Origin of the sequence: Bradyrhizobium quebecense, assembly GCF_013373795.3 — a bacterium.
In the GTDB taxonomy this organism is placed as follows: domain Bacteria; phylum Pseudomonadota; class Alphaproteobacteria; order Rhizobiales; family Xanthobacteraceae; genus Bradyrhizobium; species Bradyrhizobium quebecense.
In genome coordinates, this window is the sequence record NZ_CP088022.1 from 4,627,261 (window position 1) to 4,647,463 (window position 20,203).

The 20,203-nt window shown below is 64.5% G+C and carries 19 protein-coding genes and 1 pseudogene; 6 read left to right on the forward strand and 14 right to left on the reverse strand.

Annotated features, from left to right (window positions below; translation table 11 throughout):
• Nucleotides 1-44: 44 nt before the first annotated feature.
• From HU230_RS22430 to HU230_RS22440, 3 genes are all read right to left on the reverse strand, one after another.
• A complete protein-coding gene (locus tag HU230_RS22430; protein ID WP_176529813.1) occupies nt 45-1,844 on the reverse strand; it encodes an ABC transporter ATP-binding protein in 1,800 nt (599 codons plus the stop codon).
• A 365-nt stretch (nt 1,845-2,209) separates the two neighbouring features.
• Nucleotides 2,210-3,799, reverse strand: a complete 1,590-nt coding sequence (locus HU230_RS22435) for a DHA2 family efflux MFS transporter permease subunit (RefSeq protein WP_176529812.1) — start codon at nt 3,797-3,799, stop codon at nt 2,210-2,212.
• Nucleotides 3,800-3,849: 50 nt separating this feature from the next.
• Nucleotides 3,850-5,193, reverse strand: coding sequence for an HlyD family secretion protein (locus HU230_RS22440; RefSeq protein WP_176529811.1), 1,344 nt, complete (start codon nt 5,191-5,193; stop codon nt 3,850-3,852).
• Between the two features lie 189 nt (nt 5,194-5,382).
• Here HU230_RS22440 and HU230_RS22445 point away from each other — a divergent pair, with 189 nt between their 5' ends.
• On the forward strand, nt 5,383-6,030 hold the full coding sequence (locus HU230_RS22445; protein WP_176529810.1) for a TetR/AcrR family transcriptional regulator: 648 nt from the start codon (nt 5,383-5,385) through the stop codon (nt 6,028-6,030).
• A gap of 131 nt (nt 6,031-6,161) precedes the next feature.
• A complete protein-coding gene (locus tag HU230_RS22450) occupies nt 6,162-7,232 on the forward strand; it encodes a helix-turn-helix transcriptional regulator (RefSeq protein ID WP_176529809.1) in 1,071 nt (356 codons plus the stop codon).
• 12 nt (nt 7,233-7,244) lie between these two features.
• Here the strand turns inward: HU230_RS22450 and HU230_RS22455 are convergent, their stop codons facing one another.
• From HU230_RS22455 to HU230_RS22470, 4 genes are all read right to left on the reverse strand, one after another.
• The gene (locus HU230_RS22455; RefSeq protein WP_176529808.1) at nt 7,245-7,601 is read right to left on the reverse strand and encodes a PKD domain-containing protein; all 357 of its coding nucleotides are present in this window, start codon (nt 7,599-7,601) and stop codon (nt 7,245-7,247) included.
• 85 nt (nt 7,602-7,686) lie between these two features.
• Nucleotides 7,687-7,890, reverse strand: coding sequence for a hypothetical protein (locus HU230_RS22460; protein WP_224943454.1), 204 nt, complete (start codon nt 7,888-7,890; stop codon nt 7,687-7,689).
• The gene (locus HU230_RS22465) at nt 7,887-9,227 is read right to left on the reverse strand and encodes a VCBS domain-containing protein (protein WP_224943456.1); all 1,341 of its coding nucleotides are present in this window, start codon (nt 9,225-9,227) and stop codon (nt 7,887-7,889) included. Before HU230_RS22465 ends, HU230_RS22460 begins: the two co-directional genes overlap by 4 nt.
• Nucleotides 9,228-9,279: 52 nt before the next feature.
• Nucleotides 9,280-10,620: a M10 family metallopeptidase gene (locus tag HU230_RS22470; RefSeq protein WP_224943458.1), complete on the reverse strand. Its 1,341-nt coding sequence runs from the start codon at nt 10,618-10,620 to the stop codon at nt 9,280-9,282.
• A 372-nt stretch (nt 10,621-10,992) separates the two neighbouring features.
• Here HU230_RS22470 and HU230_RS22475 point away from each other — a divergent pair, with 372 nt between their 5' ends.
• On the forward strand, nt 10,993-11,835 hold the full coding sequence (locus tag HU230_RS22475) for a GNAT family N-acetyltransferase (protein WP_176529806.1): 843 nt from the start codon (nt 10,993-10,995) through the stop codon (nt 11,833-11,835).
• A gap of 160 nt (nt 11,836-11,995) precedes the next feature.
• Nucleotides 11,996-12,289 carry a hypothetical protein gene (locus HU230_RS22480; RefSeq protein WP_176529805.1) on the forward strand — a complete coding sequence of 98 codons (294 nt, stop codon included), beginning with the start codon at nt 11,996-11,998 and terminating at the stop codon, nt 12,287-12,289.
• Nucleotides 12,290-12,456: 167 nt separating this feature from the next.
• On the opposite strand, the gene HU230_RS22485 is transcribed toward HU230_RS22480, so the two are convergent.
• The 4 genes and pseudogenes from HU230_RS22485 to HU230_RS22500 form a co-directional block, all read right to left on the reverse strand.
• On the reverse strand, nt 12,457-15,129 hold the full coding sequence (locus HU230_RS22485) for a flavin-containing monooxygenase (RefSeq protein ID WP_176529804.1): 2,673 nt from the start codon (nt 15,127-15,129) through the stop codon (nt 12,457-12,459).
• A 308-nt stretch (nt 15,130-15,437) separates the two neighbouring features.
• A complete protein-coding gene (locus HU230_RS22490; protein WP_176529803.1) occupies nt 15,438-16,142 on the reverse strand; it encodes an SDR family oxidoreductase in 705 nt (234 codons plus the stop codon).
• Between the two features lie 80 nt (nt 16,143-16,222).
• Nucleotides 16,223-16,543 (reverse strand): annotated as a pseudogene (locus tag HU230_RS22495) (DoxX family protein).
• A 1-nt stretch (nt 16,544) separates the two neighbouring features.
• The gene (locus HU230_RS22500) at nt 16,545-16,925 is read right to left on the reverse strand and encodes a DUF4267 domain-containing protein (protein ID WP_176529802.1); all 381 of its coding nucleotides are present in this window, start codon (nt 16,923-16,925) and stop codon (nt 16,545-16,547) included.
• Between the two features lie 123 nt (nt 16,926-17,048).
• On the opposite strand from HU230_RS22500, the gene HU230_RS22505 reads away from it, so the two are divergent.
• Nucleotides 17,049-17,639 carry a TetR/AcrR family transcriptional regulator gene (locus tag HU230_RS22505; RefSeq protein ID WP_176529801.1) on the forward strand — a complete coding sequence of 197 codons (591 nt, stop codon included), beginning with the start codon at nt 17,049-17,051 and terminating at the stop codon, nt 17,637-17,639.
• An 87-nt stretch (nt 17,640-17,726) separates the two neighbouring features.
• On the opposite strand, the gene HU230_RS22510 is transcribed toward HU230_RS22505, so the two are convergent.
• Complete coding sequence (locus HU230_RS22510) at nt 17,727-18,101, reverse strand: hypothetical protein (protein WP_176529800.1); 375 nt, start codon at nt 18,099-18,101, stop codon at nt 17,727-17,729.
• Between the two features lie 48 nt (nt 18,102-18,149).
• Between HU230_RS22510 and HU230_RS22515 the strand changes: the two genes are divergently transcribed.
• Nucleotides 18,150-18,968, forward strand: coding sequence for an ABC transporter substrate-binding protein (locus HU230_RS22515; protein WP_176529799.1), 819 nt, complete (start codon nt 18,150-18,152; stop codon nt 18,966-18,968).
• Here the strand turns inward: HU230_RS22515 and HU230_RS22520 are convergent.
• Both HU230_RS22520 and HU230_RS22525 read right to left on the reverse strand, forming a co-directional pair.
• Entirely contained in the window at nt 18,942-19,640 is a 699-nt protein-coding gene (locus tag HU230_RS22520) for an ABC transporter permease (protein ID WP_176529798.1), read from the reverse strand. The genes HU230_RS22515 and HU230_RS22520 overlap by 27 nt on opposite strands.
• Nucleotides 19,641-19,711: 71 nt before the next feature.
• Entirely contained in the window at nt 19,712-20,095 is a 384-nt protein-coding gene (locus HU230_RS22525; protein WP_092115949.1) for a response regulator, read from the reverse strand.
• Nucleotides 20,096-20,203: the final 108 nt, after the last annotated feature.

A 20,203-nucleotide genomic window follows, 5' to 3' on the forward strand; every position in this document is an offset into this window, starting at 1 on the left:
GCGCGCGGCTGACGGACATCGGTCCATCAGCCACGCGCCATCGCCTACTCCGCGGCCGCCTGGCCGAACTCGGTCGCCTGCCGCTCGAACAGGCCGCGGTAGATGCCGCCCCGCCGTGCGGCAAGCACCTCATGCGTGCCCTGCTCGACGATCTCGCCGCGATCGAACACCAGGATCCGATCCATGCTGCGCACGGTCGACAGCCGATGTGCGATCACGATCGAGGTGCGACCCTTCATCAGCCGCTCCATCGCCTGCTGGATCAGCGCCTCCGATTCCGAATCGAGGCTCGAGGTCGCCTCGTCCAGGATCAGGATCGGCGCATCCGCCAGGAAGGCGCGCGCCAGCGCCACGCGCTGCCGCTCGCCGCCCGACAGCTTCACGCCGCGCTCGCCCACCAGCGTGCCGTAATCCTTCGGCAGCCGCATGATGAAGTCATGCGCATTGGCAAGCCGCGCCGCCTGCTCGATCGCCTCCATGCTGGCGCCCGGCCGGCCATAGGCGATGTTCTCCGCCAGCGTGCGGTGAAACAGGATCGGCTCCTGCTGCACGATCGCGATCTGGCTGCGCAGCGATTGCTGCGTCGCCTTGGCGATATCCTGACCGTCGATCAGGATTTTGCCGCTGGAGACGTCGTAGAGCCGCTGCACCAGCTTGACGAAGGTCGTCTTGCCGGAGCCGGAGCGCCCGACCAGGCCGACACGCTCGCCGGCATCGATGTCGACCGACAGCCCGTCATAGAGCGGCCGGCGATGGCCGCCATAGTGGAACGTGACGTCGTCGAACACGATGCGGCCGCGCTGGATGTCGATCGTCCTCGCATTGACCACATCGACGATGCCGAGCGGCTCGCCATGGATCTGCACCAGCTCCTCCATGTCGTTCACCGAACGCTGCAGGTTGTTGATGTGCATGCCGACATCCCGCAAGTAAGCGTGGATGATATAGTAGCTGGTCAGCACATAGGTGACGTCGCCCGGCGTGGCGTGACCCTGCGCCCACAGCAGGATTGCGCCGCCGATCACCGAAGCACGGAAGCACAGCAGCACCAGGAGCTGCGCCGTCGAGGTGTGGTTGTAGCGGAGCCAGGTCCGCCGCACCCGCCGGCGCCAGCGGCTGATGACGCCGTCCAGCCGCATGTCCTCGCGCGTCTCGGCGCCAAACGACTTCACCACCGCGTTGCAGGTCAAGGCGTCGGCCAGCGTGCCGCCGACCTTGGTGTCCCACGCGTTGGAGACGCGCGCGGCGGGCGCGACGTAGCGCACCTGGAACACCATGGTCATCGCGACATAGATCACCGAGCCCACGGCGATCACCGCGCCAAGCTGCGGCCAGTGCAGCCCGAGCAGGATCATCGAGCCGAGCAGCACGACGAGCGACGGCAACAGCGCCATCAGGATGGTGTCGTTCAACAGGTCGAGCGCCCACATGCCGCGCGTGATCTTGCGCACCGTGGAGCCCGCGAACGAATTGGCGTGCCAGTCGGTCGAGAAGCGCTGCACCTGCATGAAGGCCTGCTGCCCGACATCGGACATCGTCTTCAGCGTGAACGGCACGATGGTCTGGATACCGACCAGCCGCAGCATCAGCGACAGCGCGCCGAGGCCGACGATGGCGCCGAACGCCAGCATCGCCGCATGGCGCGCGACGGCGTCGGTGGCGCCCGCGGTCAGTGCATCGACCAAATGGCCGGAAAACACCGGCATGAACAGGTCGGCGGCGGTCGCACCGAGGAAGCCCGCCGTCACGGCGAAGGCGCGCAGCGGCTGCTCCAGCCAGTGGCGGAACACGAATGGCAGGACGATCCGGATCGCGGCCGGTCGCTTGGTCGTCAGAGAGGTCATGGCACATTCCGGCCACGCTTCTGCAGCGCAAGCCGGCTCCACTTAAGGCGACGGGCGGACGGAATCCGGCCGCTTATGTCGCTGGAAATTGTAGATAACGTGTTGGGAAGTTTGGATGATCGGGGATCAGGCCCGATCAGCGCCGGGAGCTAACGCGAAGGCGCGTCAAGCACCATCGAACGCGGGCGCGCGATCTGCGAAATAAACGATTTCATGCGCATCTCCCGGGTTCGAGTAAGGAATGCGCTGCTTATAAATGCATCACGCGCGATTGGCAAGATGGCAAGCGCGTGAGTGCGTCAATGTGTCGGCGATGCAACGCTCTGCACGCCAACGGGCGCACACCGCGTGCGAAGCCGATGCGCTCAATGCGCGTCGCCGCCGCCTGCGGTCATCGACGGCGGCTTGTTGACGAACAGCACCAGGAGGCTGAGGCCGACATAGAACAGCGACAGCATGAAGAAGGCGTCGCCATAGCTCATCACCTGGGCCTGGCGATGCACGAGCTGCGAGAGCTGCTTCATCGCCATGGTGGCGGCATCACCCATGCCCTGCAGGCGCTGGCTGAAATTGTTGAGGGTCTCGACCGCGGTCGTGTTGCCCCAGGTCACGCGGTCCTGCAGCCGCGAGATGTGCAGATCGGTGCGGTCGTTGAGCACCTCGTTGATCACGGCGAGCCCGACCGCGCCGCCGAGATTGCGCATCAGGTTGAACAGGCCGGAAGCGTTCTTGACGCGGTCCTGCGGCAGCGTGGCGAGTGCGATGTTGTTGGTTGGCACCATCGCGCACATCATGCCGATGCCGCGCAGGATCTGCGGCACCAGCAGCTCGTAGAAATCGTACTCGCGGGTGATCCAGGTCATCTGCCAGGAACCGAGCGCGAAGGTGACGAGGCCGAAGGCGATGATGTAGCGCAGATCGACCTTCTGCATCAGCCGGCCGACCACCGGCGCCATGAAGAACATCGTCAGGCCGGAGATGAACATGGTCTCGCCGATCATCAGCGCGCTGTAGCCGCGGATCTCGGCGAGATAGCGCGGATAGACGTAGGTCAGGCCGTAGAGCCCGATGCCGATGCAGAACTGCAGCACGCAGCCGACCGCGAAGTTGCGGTTGGAGAAGGCATAGAGATCGACGATCGGCTCCTCCGCGGTCAGCACCCGCCAGAAGAAGGCGATCGCCGAGACGAAGCAGACCGCGGCGCAGATCGCCACCGAGGTGTCCTGCAGCCATTCATACTGCGGGCCTTCCTCGAGCACATATTCGAGCGAGCCGAGGAAGCCGCCCATGAAGATCAGGCCCCACCAGTCGAACCGGTCGAGCAGCGCGAAGTTCGGCTGGTCGAAATCGATCAGCGCCAGCACGCCGATGGTGATGATGACGCCGGGCACGACGTTGATGAAGAACAGCCAGTGCCACGACATCAGATCGGTGATGTAGCCGCCGACGGTCGGCCCAACGGTCGGCGCCAAGGTCGCGACCAGCCCGATGATCGGCGCGACGATGTAGAACTTGGAGCGCGGAAAGATCGTGTAGGCCGAGGCGAACACCGTCGGGATCATGCCGGCGCCGAGGAAGCCTTGCAACGCGCGCCACAGGATCATCTGCTCGATCGAGGAGGCGAAGCCGCACAAGAGGCTCGACACCGTGAAGCCGAACGCCGAGATCGCAAACAACAGCCGGGTGCCGAGCGCGCGCGACAGGAAGCCGGACAGCGGGATCGCGATCACCTCGGCGATCAGATAGGCGGTCTGCACCCACGACACTTCGGTCGAAGACGCCGACAGGCCGGCCTGGATCTCGGTGAGCGAGGCCGAGACAATCTGGATGTCCAGGATCGACATGAACATGCCGAACACCATTATGATGAAGGCGACCACCCGCTTGGGCTGGAGCCGCTCGGACTCCGAGGCGCCGGTCATCATCGAGGGAGAGGCAGTGGTCGCGTCGGCCATGGGCTCATCAGGCTCCGCGCTTCGAACCCGCGGTCCGAAGCTTCAAGGCATCACTGCGGATGGATCATCATCGGCGCGTCGAGGTCGGTATCGGCGTCGGCGTCGGCCGCGCCCTCTCGCGTGTCGACGGTGGTGTAGACCGACATGCCGGCGCGCAGCATGCCCTGCTTCGCGACGCTGTTCGGCACCCGGATGCGGACCGGCAGACGCTGCACGATCTTGGTGAAGTTGCCTGTGGCGTTGTCGGGCGGCAGCAGCGTGAACACCGAGCCCGCGGCCGGCGAGATGCTGTCGACGATGCCGGTGAACTTGCGGAAGCCGTAGGCGTCGACCTTGATCGTCACCCGTTGTCCGGTGCGGATGCGCTTGAGCTGGGTCTCTTTGTAGTTGGCGTCGATGAAGACGCCGTCGAGCGGCACCACATTGCCGAGCCGCTGGCCGACATTGATGTAATCGCCGGTGTTGACGAGACGGTTGGAGAAGGTGCCGTCGACCGGCGCGCGCACCTTCGTGAAATCGAGATCGCGCTCGGCCTTGGCGAGTTGGGTCTGCAACTCGGCGAGCTGGGCGCGGGCCTCGGCCTGCTGCGCCTTGGTGACATCGACGTTGCTCTTTGCGGCGTCGTAGGCAGCCTGCGCCGATCGCACGGCGGCCGCGCCCTGATCACGGCCGGCTTCGGAGACTTCGAAGGTGGCGCGCGAGGCAAAGCCCTTGGTGCTCAGCGCCTGCTGGCGATCGAAATCGAGATCGGCGCGCTTCAGGCCGGCTTCGGCGGAGACGAGCTGCGCCTGCGCCTGCTCGACCGAGCTTTCGGCCGCCGCGACCTGGCGACCGATGCGCTCGATCGTCGCCTGCTGGGTCGCGATCCGCGTGCGCGCGGCATCGACCGCGATACGATAGTCGCCGTCATCGATCCGGAAGATCACATCACCTGCACGCACCAGCGCGTTGTCGCCGGGCAGGATCGCCGCGATATGGCCCGCGACGCGCGCGCCGAGCATGGTGTTGTTGGCCCGGACATAGGCGTCGTCGGTCGAGATGTAGAAGCGCCCGACCATCAGGTAGTAAGCGGCATAGCTCGCGGCGGCGAGCGCGAGCAGCCCGAGCACGCCCATCATCACGAATCTGCGCTTGCCGGACTTCGGCGCCGCGGCGGCGGCCGACGCCGCCTTCTCGGGCGCAGCCGCCGGCGGCGCCTCAGCGGGACGCTTGTCGCCGGGACCCTTTTCGCCGGGACTCTTGTCGCCGGGACCCTTGGCTTCGTCGGCCCATTTGGCTTCGTCAGCGCGGCCCTGCTCACCGAGATCGGCGGACGCGTCGCGCGCCATCGCGTCCGCGGCCATCTCAGGCCCGGAACGAACAATGCGTGCAGCCTGATCCCGTGCTGCGGCCATATCCGAGGCTCCCCACCAAAATCTTGACGCGCGCAATGGCCGAAGAAGGGCCGTGCGGCGCATCGTCACTGCCACTAATACCATTGACCGAACGGTTCGGTCAATCTACATTCCCGCCAAGCAGATTATAAGGCTTCGATTCTTCCCGGACTGATTCTGGGTTGAGTTCTTTCGCGAGAAGCTAAATCAATGGTTGCAGCGCCCCCAACCCCCCTCCACCTCGTCGTCGGCGACGAGGAGTCCTCGAAGCGTCGCCAGATCCTGGACGGCGCCCGCAAGGTATTCCTGGAGCTCGGCTTCGACGGCGCCAGCATGGGCGAGATCGCCCGCGCCGCGGGGGTCTCCAAGGGCACCCTGTACGTGTATTTCCCCGACAAGGCCGGGCTGTTCGCGGCGATTGTCGAGGAGGAAAAGCGCGAGCAGGGCAAGGTCGCCTTCAACTTCGATCCGGCACGCGACGTCGACACCACCCTCCCCGAATTCGGCCGCGCCTATGTCGCGGTGCTGTGCCGCCCCGGCGGCGGCTCGGCGATCCGCACCGTGATGGCGATCGCCGAGCGGATGCCCGAGCTCGGCAGCCGGTTCTACACCCATGTGATCGCCCACACCGTCGACCGCTTCGCCGCCTATCTCGAGGCGCGCGCCGCGCTCGGCGAGCTCGTGATCGACGACTATCAGCTCGCGGCCTGGCAGTTCATGCAGATGTGCCAGGCAACGCTGTTCCAGGCATTCATCTTCCAGGCCAATCCGTCGCCCTCGCCGGAGCGGATCGCAACTGTCGTCGACAGCGCGACGCGCGTGTTCTTCGCGGCGTACCGGCCGAAGCAGGCGGATTGATCCCCTGCCGTCGCAAGAGTGACGGTCCAATACGTCTATTTCTTTTGGAAGGACCGCAACTTGGCGCTTGTCGCGCGACGCCACCTCGCGCGACAATTCCCTGCATGAACGGGGATATCGACCCAGATCAAATGTCCAGCGTGATGGCGCGGCTGGGGGAGGCAGTGGTCGACCCGACGGCGTGGACCGACATCATGACGTCGATCTGCGAAGCGGTGGGCGCCACCGGCGCCGTGCTGCTGCAAAGCGACGTGCGGACCCCGGACGTGCCGCGCACCGCGTCGACCGAAGAGATGGTGCAGCTCTACTTCGCACACAACTGGCATGAGCAGGATTCGCGCGCTCCAGGCGTTCCGCGAGCAATGGCCGGCGAAGTGATCACCGATCAGGACTTGTTGACGCCCGAGCAGATCCGGTCGGATCCGATGTACAATGAAGTGTTGTATCCGTTCGGCTTCAAATGGTTCGCCGGCATCGGCTTCTGGGCCGACAGCGCACCGTGGGTGCCGACGTTGCAGCGCACCGGAAAGGAAGGACATTTCGATACACGCGAGACGCGGCTGCTGGCTCAGCTGGGGCCGCGCCTGACGGAGACAGCGACGCTGTCGACTGCGGTCGGACGCATCGCGCTCGCCTCCATGACCGGCATTCTCGACCGGGTGCGGCAGCCAGCCGTCGCACTCGACCGCGCGGGCCTCGTGATCGATCGCAACGAAGCCGCCGATGCCGGCTTCGACGCGGACATCAGGATCAGGGATCGCCGGCTGATCGTGCGCGACAAAGCGGCACAGGCACGGCTTGATCAAGTCGTCGATCTGATCCGCGCCGCACCCGAACGCGCGGCGCTGCCGATCGAGCCGATCCTGATCCGCCGTACGCACAAGGGGCCTGTTGTGTTGCGCGTGTTGCCGATCGACGGTGCGGCACGCAACGCCTTCCTCGGCGCGCGGGCGATGCTGGTCTTCGTCAATTTGACGCCACGCGCGATGCCCGAGCCCGGCATGATCGCGCAGGCATTCGGCCTCACGCCGGCAGAAGCGCGGCTGGTGGCGCTGCTCGCGGGCGGCCTCTCGATCGCCGACGCTGCCGAACGGCTCGGGATCGTTCGCGACACGGCACGCAACCAGTTGAAGTCGGCCTTCGCCAAAACCGGCACGCACCGCCAGCCCGAACTGGTCAACCTCGTCCTTCGGATCGCCTGAGAGAGATTCGACTCAATCCACAATGATGGTCACCCGCCCGATTTCGCCCAGCACGGCCGGGCGTTGACCGCCGTACGCGCCGCTCTTGAGCACGGCCGTATACGACCCAGCCGCGCGATAGACGTGCGTCCGTCGAAAGCCGCGGATCGGTGAGATCGTGTCATCGGTCCGGCCGTCGCCGAAATCGAGCACGACCACCCCCTCCGGCATCCCCGGCCCCATGCCGGTGAAGGTCACCTCGAGCGGCGCTGCGCCCGAGATCGGCGAAGCAGCAAGAGCACTTGTCGCGTTCATCTGCGTCGTCGCGGTCATGTCGATCACACCAAGGGTGATTGCGGAGATGGCAAATGCCGGCAAACGCCACGTCATTTCGAATGTCCCGATCAACCACCCGCCGCAAGCAGCTTGCGGCGGGAGGTTTTATGAATCAAGCGGCAGGACGACCTCCTCCGGCTCAGACCAGATGGAAATCGCCTGCGTGCGCTTGCAGCTCCGCCGCCTTGATTCCGGCAAAGGTGATCGTATCGCCGAACGCGTCCGTTATGACAGCGCCGGCGGCGGTATCGGCCGTGTGATTGGATAGCATGTCGTTCACGCTGGCGAAGATCGACTTGTCGAGTTGCACGGCGTCATTGTGCGCAACGAAATCGGTGATCACGTTGGTGCCGAAATGCGGGCGGAACAGGAACGTGTCCGGCCGTTGTTGCCGGTCAGCGTGTCCCCATCGCCGCCGATCAGCACGTCCGGGCCATTGCCGCCGATCAGGATGTCGTGCCCCGCCGAGCCGTCGAGCACGTCCTGGCCGTTGCCGCCGTTCAGCGTGGTGTGGCTTCCCGCCTGGTAGTCGACGCCGGGATTGAACACGACGATGCTCAGCGTCGACGACGCGGTTGCGCCATGCGGGTCGGCAATCGTGTAGGCGAAGGTGTCCTGCGCGACGATCTGCGACGGCAAGCCGCCCTTGTTGGCGACATAGACATAGCTGCCGTCCGCATTCAGCGTCAGCGAGCCGTAGGTGCCCGCGATGGTGTGCCCGACATTGCCGGCCGCCCCGTCGACGGCGCTGACCACCGAGTGCCCCTGATCGTGGATGTCAGGATCGGTGTCGTTGGACAGCACGCCGTGCGACGCGTCAACCGACAGCGTCGACTTCTTCGCCGTGCCGTTGCTGTCCGCGACCGCGATCGGCGCATCGTTGGCACCGTTGATGGTGACGACGACATCCTGTGTGACGGCCCCGCCATTCGCATCGTCGATGACGACGGGCACCGTGACGGTGAGGCTCTCGCCGACCGACAGGAAATCGAGATCCTTGTCGACGATGCTGTAGCTCCAGTCGATCTTGCCCGCGTTGGTATTGCCGGCCTCGGGTACGATCGTAAACGCCGCCTCGAGCGAGGCGATCTGCGTCGGCGTGAGTTCCGACGTGTAGTCGTGCGTCGAGTCCTGCCAGGTCACCGTCTCGCCGGCGGCATCGATCGTCGCAGTCGGCCGGTCGTTGAGATCGGGATCGGTGAAGGCGATCGTGCCGGAGGTCGCATCCGGCGTCGAACTTCCGGTAACGCCGGGCAACTCGCTGATCGTCCCCGTCAGGTTGGAGAGTGCCGGCACCACCGACACGGGATCATTGGTGCCGGTGAAGACGACTGTGATCTGCTGGGTCGAGGTGTCGCTGACGCTCGAGCCGGTGTGGTGGTCGGCCACCGTGACGTCGTAGACCACGGTCAACGTCTCGCCCGTCGCCAGGAAGTCCAGATTCCTGTCCGCCAGGTCGAACTGCCAGTTGAGCGTCCCGCTGGTGCCGTCGACGCCAATCGAATCGGTCAGCGCCGTTGCCAGCGCCGCCTGCGTCGCGAGCGGAACCGTGACGCCGCCGGACCAGGTCGCGGTATCAAACGCCTCACTCGCGGTGTGAGTGTCGCCGGCATTCGCATCGGTGAACGTCAGTGTGCCGAGAAGTTCCTGCAGCGAGGCGGAATTGGTGGTGTTGGCCAATTCGGTCAGCGGATGCGGGGATCCGGATCGGGCGACAGCACCGGCGGACGGTTCAGCACCTCGGTCTCGTTGAATGTGCCGTCGGCGAACTCGAATTTCTGGATGTTGGTGACGGTGTCGGTGCCGTCAGGTGACCCGCCGCGCTGGTCGGCGATCTGGATCGCGCCGCTGCCGAGCAGGGTCGCGATGTATTGCAGCCGGGTGCCGCTGTAGACCACCGTGTTGGTGCCGCCCCGCCATCGATCGTGTCGTTGCCGCCATTGCCGCGAAGCACGTTGTCGGCGGCGTTGCCGACGATCGTGTCGTTGCCCGAGCCGCCATTGGCGTCCTCGATCAGCGATGCGATCTCGGTCGGGTTAGTCGGATCGATCAGCGCATTGGCGATGTTGCCGCGCGCGAAATACTCGGCACCGCCCGCCCCGTCATTGCCGAGATCGGCGCGCTGCGCATGCGCCGCGCTGGTGTCCAGAATGGTCCAGGCACCGGGATCGAGATCGATGGAGAGGTTGGTCGTGTAATTGGAGAAGTCGTAGGTGTCGGTGCCGCCACCATCCCACAGCGTCATCAGCACGAAATTGCTTTGCGGCGCGCCCTGCCCGACGCCATCGATGAACTCCTCGCCGGTGGTCACGCTCCAGGTGTAGGTGGTGTTGCCGTTGTGCGCCGTGGCACCATAGTTCGCGCCGTACATGTACTGCAGCGCGGCGATGTCATCCTGCATGTAGGTGGTCGGATGATCGGGCGCGTTGTCGCCATTGGTCGCATTGTCGCCAGGAAACTGGCTGTAGGTCATCACCGAGTATTCGTAGGAATTGTGATCAGCCGGCAGCGCGGGGAACGTCACGCCGTGCCCGTCCTGCGTGACGTGGCCGTGCTTCAATCCGAGATTATGGCCGGTCTCGTGCATGATGCCGGCCGCATCCTGGAAGCTGCCGAGCACCGGATTGGTGTAGCCGCCGGTGACGAACCATGCGTCGCCTTGCGCACCCATCGCGGAGAACGGGGCGCTGCCATTGTAGCCCAGTTCGGGCGGATTGGCCTCCGCGGTGCCGGGCGCGTTGCCGGGGACGTGCAGTCCAGTGTGCAAGGCGACACTGCTGTCGTCGGTGTAGTCGATCTTGTCGGCATTGGCGTAGCGCAGCGTCGCGCCGGCGCTCGTCGTCTCGGTGAAGGTGAGATTGGTGAAGCTTGCGATGTTGGTGAGCGCCGTACGTACCGCTGTCTGCTGTGCCGCGGTGAACGCGCTGAAATTGTCGATCTCCTGATAGCCGTATTCAGCGGTGCCGGTGGGGAACGAAAACGTCAGATTCTGCGCGCCGCCCGAACCCCACTCCCATCCCCAGAGAATGCCATCGATATCTGGATTACCGGACAGATTAACAACTTGAGTCATGGGAAAACTCCGTTTTGGGTGAAATGAAAAACGTCCCCAATTCCGTTCAGTTGTCGTACTGAAGCGCGATGCAATCCTTTCTGCTGAGGGTGATTCCGATTTCAAAATTTGCGACGCAAAGGCCGCTGGATCCGGGATTCACGAGCACCGCACCTGAAATCTGCGGCGGCGCGCGAGATTGTTAGGCTTGCGGCAACCACAAGTCAAACGTGTTTCTAACTATGGCAAAATCATAAATTGTTAGATGAATTCGTCGAAAATTTTGTGCGTGTCAGGTTACGTTCTGTGGGCAGTCTCATTCTGTGAGGGTAGTGTGATCGTCACAGACAAGGAGGCACGGTCCGTGACTCCAATCACACGGGATCATCGTCGATGAGCGATCTCATCATCCGACATATGCGGCCGGACGAGATCGCGCTCGCGGTGGATTGGGCCGCGGCGGAGGGATGGAATCCCGGTCTCGCCGATGCGCCCTGCTTTGCCGCCGAGGACTCGCAGGGCTTCTTCATCGGCGAGCTCGACGGCCAGCCTGCGGCGGTGATCTCCTGCGTCAATTACGGCGCGCGTTTCTCTTTCCTCGGCTTCTACATCGTGCGTCCGGATCTGCGCGGCCGCGGCTACGGTCTGAAGATATGGAATGCGGCCATCGCGCATGCGCATCCGCGCGTGATCGGGCTCGATGGCGTGGTGGCGCAGCAGGCGAACTACCAAAAGTCCGGCTTCGCGCTCGCTTACGCCAACGTGCGCTACGGCGGCACGGTCGCCGCACCGTCGGCGCCGAACACCGGCATCGTTGCGCTGGCCGATTTGCCGATGGCGCTGGTCGAGGCCGATGACGCCACGGTATTTCCCGCACCGCGTCCCGCCTTCCTGCGTGCCTGGATCAATGCGCCGGGACATGTCGGGCGCGCGCTGATGCGCGACGGCAGGCTGGCCGGCTGGGGCGTGATCCGTCCGTGCCGCACCGGCCGCAAGGTCGGCCCGCTGGTTGCCGACGACCGCGCCGGCGCCGAGACCATTCTTTCGGCATTGCTTGCGAGCGCAGGCGGCGGGGACATCTTCCTCGATGTCCCCGCGGTCAACCGCGACGCCGTGGCGCTGGCGCAAGGCCTCGCACTCTCGCCGGTGTTCGAGACCGCGCGGATGTACACCGGCGCGATCCCGCCATTGCGGATCGATCGCGTGTTCGGCGTCACGACGTTCGAGCTCGGCTAGGAAAGCCCGTGCGTTCAAATGACGCACGCTCGCGAACGCGGTTCCTGTGAAGCGGCTCATAACGCGGTTATTCAACGATGGAATACACCTCTAATTGAGCGAGAGAGCCAGTTCGGCGCACTTCCGCGCTGCGCTCGTCCGCAACAGAAGGAGGTGTCGCATGGCGTTCCTGTTTTTCAATTTCCGCAGCATGGGCCTTAGCGAGGCGCTCGCGAATGTCGGCGAGCTCAAGGGCGTCGTCGCCAACACGCTGAAGCAGAACGGCTTCACCGATGTCGTCAATACCCAGTCAGAGGTTGCCGGCAACAAGAACGGCGTCCGCGTGTCCATCCTGCATTTGCACAATGTCGATCGGCAGTTCTGGCAGGTGTTCATGGCCGGCGGCGATAGCGCGGCCACCAAGCAGACACTCGACGACGTCGTGAACAAGGTGGAGCACCTCGCCTTTCTCTAGAGCTGGTTTTGATTGAATCGCAGCTCGTGCGAAATCCCCGCGGGCAAGCCGCGGGGATTTGCGCCGCTAAAGCGCGATGAGATCAGGTTGAATCGTCATCGCGCTTTAGCTCATTGTTTAAGCATGATCTCTTCGGAAAACCGCTTCGCACTTTTCCGGATCATGCTCTAGTTCGCCGCCGCGTTGACCCGCGGCGCGGCGACGTTGTCCTGCTCCAATTCCTCGGGCAGTCCGGCGAGACGCCTTAGCGCCTTCGCCATCTTCACGCGGCCGGCGACGCCGGTGATGATGACGTCGACCATCACGAACGACGAGTGAAAGTGGCCCCGCGCCTTGAGCTGCTCGACCTTGACGCCGGCCTTCGCGAGCGCGTCGCCATAGGCATTGCCCTCGTCGCGCAGCGGATCGAACTCCGCGGTCGCGATGAACGCCGGCGGCAGGCCTTCGAGCTTGCCGCGCAACGGCGCGACACGCGGATCGGTGCGGTCCGCCGGCGAGCAGTACAGGTCCCAGAACCAGAACATCAGCCCGCGCGTCAGGAAGTAGCCGGCCGCGTTGTCGACATAGGACTGCCGGTCGAACGAGGAGTCGGTGACCGGGCAGATCAAGAGCTGGCCTGCGATCTCGGGCCCGCCGCGATCGCGCGCGAGCTGGCAGGTCACGGCCGCGATATTGCCGCCAGCGCTCCAGCCTGCGACGAGCACCGGCCCTGCCCTGCCGCCGAGCTCGGCGGTGTGGGCCGCGATCCAGCGCGTGGCGGCATAGCCGTCCTCGGCCGCAGCCGGGAAGCGATGCTCGGGCGCGTGGCGATAGCCGACGCTGACGATGATCATCCCGGTGCGCCGGCACAAATCGCGGCAGAACGGATCGTCCGACAGCTCGTCACCGAGCACCCAGCCGCCGCCGTGGAAATACACCACGATCGGATGCGGCCCCGGCGTCGCCGGACGATACAGCTTGTACGGCAGCGGACCATCGGCGCCCCGCAGCACGCCGGTGCCGACCTCGCCGACTGGACGGCCGGCAGGACGGCCCTTGTTGAACTCGTTGAGGAAGTCGCGGGCGCCCTGCGCGCCCATCGTCTCGATCGGCGGCAGGTTCATCTCACCGAGCATGTTGAGCACCAGCCGCACATCCGGCTGCAAACGCACCACCTCGCCGTCATTGCACTGCTCGGCAACGCCGGGACCCGAGAGCTTGAAGCCGAGCATGCCGCGCCCGACCACCTCGTTGCAGATGCTGCGGTACGGACCGACACCGCCGGTATAGGGCATCACGCCCTGCGGCTTGCCGGGCACGTTGGCACCCGTGTACCAGGTGTTGGCGAGCCGGTGCAGCGTCAGCGTCGCGCAATCGGCCATGTGGCGTTCCCAGCCGGCCTGCGCGGTCTCGGTTGCTTCCATCGTGGTGAAGCCGGCGTCGCGCAACGCGGCGATGCGGTCGACCACCCAGTCGACATGCTGCTCGATCGACACCGCCATGTTCGACAGCACCGACGGGCTGCCGGGACCGGTGATCATGAACAGATTGGGGAAGCCCGCGACGGTGACGCCGAGATAGGTCTGCGGTCCGTGCGCCCAGACATCCGACAGCGACTTGCCGCCGCGGCCGGAGATCGGATGCACCGCCATGATCGCGCCGGTCATCGCATCGAAGCCGGTGGCGAACACGATGACGTCGACATCGAAGCTGCGCTTGTCGGTCGAGATGCCGCCGGCGGTGATCGCCTTGATCGGCTCCTGCCGCAGGTTGACCAGCGTCACGTTCGGACGGTTGTAGGTCGCGTAGTAATTGGTATCGAGGCAGGGACGCTTGGCGCCGAACGGATGATCGTGCGGGGTGAGCGCCGCGGCCGTCTCCGGATCCTTGACCACGGCACCGATCTTCTCGCGGATCAGATCGCCGACCAGCCGGTTGCCGTCGACATCGACCGCTTGGTCGGCCCAGAGCTGGGTCAGGATGTGGACGAGGTCGCCCGCCGCCCACGCCTTCTCGAACCGCTCGCGGCGGTCGGCGTCGCTCAATTGCCAGCTCACCACGGTCTGCTGCGGATACGGCACCCCGGCCATCGACCAGCGCGCCTGGTCACGATAGGCCGCGCGGTCGGTCTCGAAGAAGGTCTTGCGATCTTCCGGTGCCGGACCGTTGCCCGCGGGCAGTGCGAAGTTCGGCGTGCGCTGGAATACGGTGAGTTGCGCGGCCTGTTCGGCGATCAGCGGGATCGACTGAATGCCCGACGATCCGGTGCCAATCACGGCGACGCGCTTGCCCTTCAGGTCGACACCCTGGTGCGGCCAGCGGCCGGTGAAATAGATCTCGCCTTTAAAATCCTTGACGCCGTCGATCTCCGGCGGCTTCGGCGACGACAGGCACCCGGTCGCCATGATGTAGTAGCGGCACGAGACATTGGCGCCGTTGTTGGTCGCAATCTGCCAGCGCGCGGTCGCGTCGTCCCAGGTCGCCTGCGTGACCTTGGTGCCGAACCTGATATCGCGGCGCAGATCGTAGCGGTCGGCGACGAAACCGAGATAGCGCAGGATTTCCGGCTGCGTCGCGTACTTCTCCGACCACGTCCACGCCTGATCGAGTTCGGGATCGAACGTGTAGCTGTAATCGATGGTCTGGATGTCACAGCGCGCGCCGGGATACCGGTTCCAGTACCAGGTGCCGCCGACATCGGCGCCCTCCTCGAGCGCAACCGCCGAGAAGCCCGCCTTGCGCAACCGATGCAACAGATAGAGACCGGCGAAACCGGCGCCGACGACTGCGACGTCGACCTGCTGCGTGGTTCCGCTGTGCGTGGAATCCGAAGCGCGTGCTGCAACTGCTGCGTCTGGCATGCCATTCCTCCCGTATGTTTTGATTTGACGGAAGGCTATCCCTGCTCTTTCAGTTTGTCATCACGACAAACGCAATCTGAGGTCGCCGCAATTATGACGTGCGCGGCCTGGAACGCGAGGCGCAGCGCGTAGACGCAAGTGCTGACATAAGCTGTGGCGACGCCACGGGTACGAACGGCGCCACACACTTCAATGTCGTCCCGGCCGAGTGCGCGCTTGCGCACGGAGCCGGGACGACACCGAATATTTGGTGCCGCTTGTGCAGCACAAACTCACTTGCTCTCAGGATGACGGGTCTACCACTTCGATCAAACCGACCGCATCAAGCCGCCGTCGACGCGGATGTTCTGGCCGGTGATATAGCCCGCGCCGTCGGAGACGAGGAACGCGATCGTCGCGGCGATCTCCTCCGCCTTGCCGTAGCGCTTCATCGGCACGCTGTCGCGGCGTGCGTCGGTTGCCGGCAGGCTGTCGATCCAGCCGGGCAGCACGTTGTTCATGCGGACGTTGTCGGCGGCGTAGCTGTCGGTGAACAGTTTTGTGAACGCGGCGAGCCCGGCGCGGAACACCGCCGAGGTCGGAAACATCGCGCTCGGCTCGAATGCCCAGGCGGTGGAGATGTTGACGATCGCGCCCGACTTCTGCGCCTGCATGTGAGGTGCGACCAGACGCGTCGGGCGGATCACGTTCATCAGATAGACGTCGAGGCCGGTGTGCCACTGCTCGTCGGTCAATTCCAGCACGCCCGCACGCGGGCCGTGGCCGGCGCTGTTGACCAGCGCATCGATGCGGCCCCAGCGCGCCATTACGCCGTCGACGGCGCGCTTCAGATCGTCGTTCGAACGGTTCGAGCCAGTGAAGCCGATGCCGCCGAGCTCGCCGGCCAGCGCCTCGCCCTTACCCGACGACGACAGGATCGCAACACGAAATCCATCTGCGGCAAGCCGCCGCGCCGCCGCCGCTCCCATGCCGCTGCCGCCCGCGGTGACGAGTGCGACCTTCTCCAAAGCCATGACCTGGTATCCCTGTTGATGTCGAAGCTGGCGCAAGGTCTATCATCAGGGATCGCGCGGCGCGACACCCGGGGCGGCGCTCAGGACGAGGTCGCGGCAACAGCGATCAAGACGACAAAGGCGCCAAGTGGCACAAGATGAGAAAAATCACGGTGGCGCAGAACGGTGAAAACCGCGGCCGCAATGATGGCCGCCCCCAGCGCCAAGCCAACAACCCGACTGACGGGAATTGCAATCAGAACAGCGCTTATCATCTCCAGTCCACCGGTCAAAATGCCCCGCCAGCGTGGGTAGCCTCACCGAGCGAAATCGCTTTGGGTCGCTGACGTGCTGATCGCGTTGAAGAGGCCTGCGCCAAAGAAGCCGGCAGCGAGCAGCCAGATTGAAAGAGCATGCGTCATCTCAGGGCACGGCAATGATCAGGGGCATCGCCGCAAGGACCATGATCACCGCCGTGAGACCGTGAATGCCGAAGGCGCTTTTGGTCGAGCCTTTCGCGGCAAGTATGAGCAGCATGTCGCCGACGGGGATGATGGCTTCAACCAGCAGGAGGATGCCGACCTCGCGCGGCGCCCCGAACACCATGAACGCCAATACGGCCAATCCCGCGGCAATGTCGCGCACCCCCTTGAGGCGAAGCCACCAAGCGATGTTGGTGCCATTTTCAGGAAGCGGCAGGCCGAAGCTGCGCGTCGCGGTTGTCGGGCTCACGACATAGTTGGTGCCGATCGCGATAATTCCCAGGGCCAGGAGCAACCCCGTTCCGAGCGCAAACCAATGCATCACGCTGTCCTTATCTAGCCGAAGAACAATATCTAGCAATGCTAGATATATAGCAACGCTAGAATGTCAAGCACCGGTATGATATTGATATATTTGGACCTTCCCGGTCCGGGAGATCGAGGATTGGGTACCGCTGAGCGGAAAGGCAGGGACCGTGCCGAGCGCGAGCATCGCATTGTCGCGGCAGCTCGGGTAATTGCAGAGCGCGAAGGATGGGATGGCGTTACAATCCGCCGCCTCGCCGATGAGATCGAATATAGCCAGCCTGTCCTCTACTCACATTTCAAGAACCGGGATGCGATTGTTGCGGCAGTTGCAGTCGAGGGCTTCAAGGAACTCGCGGTCGCACTTCGCGAAGCAGCGAGCGGATCGACAGGACGAAACGCCCTCAAGAATGTCGCCCTGGCCTATCTCGCCTTTGCGCTGGATCGTCCCGCGCTTTACGACGCCATGTTTGTCCTGCCAACGGATTTGCGGTTCGCCGAAGCTGGCACCAGACCCGAACTGCGGGCCGCTTTCGAAGCACTGGCGGCGGTCGTCGCGCCGTTTTGCGTCGAGGTAGCTGATGTGACCGAGACTTTTTGGGCAGCCCTTCATGGGTTCGCTGCACTCGAGCGCTCAGGCCGAATCAGGCCCAGCGCGCGCAACGAACGCATCGCACTTGTTGTCCGGGCGATCGTCGCTTCCGGAAACAGCTCGCGTGCTCGCGGCTGAGACCGTTCAGTTCAACGACTGCTCCGGCGCATCGAGACTGGCCGCCCGCTGATGAGCCTGCGCGCTGGTCTGCCGCGCGGTGTCGCACTACTTCCGGAACACCTGCTTCGAACCGGCGTCGAACCTGGCCACCGGCCGGTCCATCTGCCACAGTTCGATATCATGGCGGTCGACAAGACGGCTGGCCGATGTGACGGCCGCATCGTCATCGCTGCAATCCATGTTGACCACGCCGATGGATCGGCTGTGCGGTCCGACGATATAGGCCCGATAGGTGGTCATCTTTGCCTCCATGGAGCTCTGCTGGCGAGCTTGCTCGCCGGGAAAATGAACCGGAGGACGTATGAATTCGAGGAGGAATGCCGCGGCATGATGTAAAGAAGGAATAAGTGCCGCCAGGTCACGGGCCATCGCTCGGCGCGACACCCGGCCCGCTTTGCGGCACCGGATCAATTGGGGCATGGTGACCAGCGCGTCTTCATCTCCTGCCCTCCATCACATGCTGACCACATGACACTCCTGTTCCGACACCTCGTCATCGCGGCCGTGCTGTTGTTCGCCGGTCCCGCGCTCGCACAGTCCTACTCCATCATCGTCGCCTCGACGACATCGACCGAGCAGTCCGGCCTGTTCGGCTATCTGCTGCCGCGCTTCTCGCAGGCCGCGGGCATCAATGTGAAAGTGGTCGCGGTCGGCACCGGACAGGCGCTCGACATTGGACGGCGCGGCGATGCCGACGTCGTGTTCGTGCACGATCGCGCGGCCGAAGAGAAGTTCCTGGCCGAGGGCTTTGCGACCAGGCGATACGATGTGATGTACAATGATTTCGTCATCGTCGGCCCCAAGGCCGATCCGGCGCGGATCGCCGGCGACAAGGATGTGGCGGATGCCCTGCGCAAGATCGCCGCGACCAAGTCGACCTTCATCTCGCGCGGCGACCACTCCGGGACGCATGAGGCCGAGTTGCGGCTCTGGAAAGAGGCCGGCATCGATCCCGCTTCCGCGAAAGGCCAGTGGTATCGCGAGATCGGCCAGGGCATGGGTCCGGCGCTCAACATGGCCGCGGCGTCGAATGCCTATGTCCTGTCGGACCGCGGCACCTGGCTCTCGTTCAAAAATCGCGGCGAGCTCGCCGTGCTGACCGAAGGCGACAAGCGACTGTTCAATCAGTATGGCGTGATGCTGGTCAATCCGGCGAAGCATCCGACCGTAAAAGCCGCGGACGGACAGGCCTTCATCGACTGGCTGGTTTCGCAGGCCGGGCAATCTGTCATCGCCGGCTACAAGATCGGCGGCGAACAGCTATTTTTCCCCAACGCCGCGCACTAGCAGAAACGCGATCGTGCTGACGCTGACGCTCAGCGCAAGCAGGATCACACCAAGGCCGAGACCCAGCGCCAGCTCGCCCTTGCTGGTCTCGAGCGCGATCGCGGTCGTCATGGTTCGCGTATAGCCGCTGATATTGCCGCCGACGATGATGATGGCGCCGACCTCCGCGATGGCGCGGCCGAAGGCGGCAAGGAACGCGGTGAGCAGCGAGGTGCGACCCAGCGAGAAAACCACCGCAAGGCTGCGCAGGCGCGACAGGCCGTCGGTGCGGATCAGGTCGGCATACTCCGCCCACAGCAGCGCGACCGGACGATGCACCAGCGCGACCACGATCGGCGTCGCCAGGATGACCTGCGCCACGACCATCGCCGTCGGCGTGAACAACAGGCCGGCGAAGCCCAGCGGTCCCGATCGCGACAGCAGGAGATAAAGCCCGAGGCCGACCACGACCGGCGGCAGGCCGAGACAGGCGTTGGCGAGTACGATCACCACCTGCCGTCCACGAAATCGGGATATCGCAAGCCAGCCGCCGATCGGCGCTCCGATCAGAAGCGCGAGCAGGCTCGCCAACAGGCTGATGCGCAGTGACAGCGCGACGATCCCAAGCAGGACCGGATCGCGGCTGGCGATCAGTGAAGCTGCCGCCGCGATCGACTGTGCGAAGTCATTCATGCCGGCCTAGCAGCCACGTTTTGCCCCGCGCAACACGCGCATTGCCAATTTTGCGAGGAGCGATCTATCGCTCAGGCCGGCGCGCCGTTCTTGAGCAGCTTCGCCACGGCGGCAACCAGCTCATCGGGCGAGAACGGCTTGTTCAGCAGCACGCTGTCCGGCACACCTCGGGTCGGCCACTCGTCGCCGCCGCCGCCGGTGATGTAGAGCACAGGGAATGACGGATCGATCTCGCGGGCGCCGCGCGCCACACGCCAGCCGTCGAGCCGGCCAAGCAGGCGGATGTCGGTGACCAGCGCGCTGTATTTGGTTCGGAACGCCTTCAGCAGCGTCAGGGCTTCCTCACCCGAGCCTGCGATCGCCGGCTCATAGCCGCCGTCCCTCAGGGCGTCCTCTACCATCATCTGAAGATCACGATCGTCTTCGATGACGAGAATGATCGGCACGTCTTGCAAAGCTATCCCCCAAGGAATCAGCCGGGTGCGCCCGGTTCAGCGAGCATATGCAGCAAATAGTGGCTACCGTTTGCACGGCACCCCCAGTAAAAATACGGGTATCAGACG